This is a genomic window from Ekhidna sp. ABH4_415, from assembly GCF_056161305.1.
This window is the reverse complement of sequence record NZ_JBSWYW010000022.1, coordinates 1-520: the sequence shown is the minus strand read 5'-3', so window position 1 is coordinate 520 and position 520 is coordinate 1. Positions and strand designations below refer to the sequence as shown.

The window sequence follows — 520 nt, the reverse complement described above, 5'->3', positions numbered from 1 at the left end:
CCAGGCCAACACAACCGATAATACTTCGTGTACGCCTGGAAGCTACACTGGTACAGCTACTGTAAACCTCGCCGATATTACCGGTGCAGGTGCTGCCCTGTCTGATTACAGTTTCTTCTGGGCGACTGCCGCTGACCCGGCCACTCAAATCGATGATGATAACGTTCTTGATGACGACATCTCTGGTAACTCCGGAGTAGAAGATGGTGATTATATCCTCATCGTTACTGACCTCATTACAGGATGTACTTCAGCAACAGCCAACATTACCATCAACTCGTCTCAGCCTACGCTGGGTGCGGGTGAGTCCGGACTGACAGGCAACTCTGTCTGCGACCCAGGTGCCAATGACCCAAGCAACCCGGATGCCAATGGTGCGGTTACACTCACTCCTACTGGAGGATCTGGCGCTGGCACATTTGCGTTCGCACTCGAAACTGCAGGTGGTACACCTATCGCTTTTGATGGATCTACTGGTGGAATATATGCTGACGTAAGCTATAACCTCAATGGAGTCACT

At 51.3% G+C, this 520-nt stretch carries 1 protein-coding gene; it reads left to right on the top strand.

Annotated features, from left to right (window positions below; translation table 11 throughout):
- Positions 1–520, top strand: a 520-nt coding sequence (locus ACXAH9_RS17155; RefSeq protein ID WP_474896079.1) for a hypothetical protein, incomplete at both ends; no start/stop codon positions are given.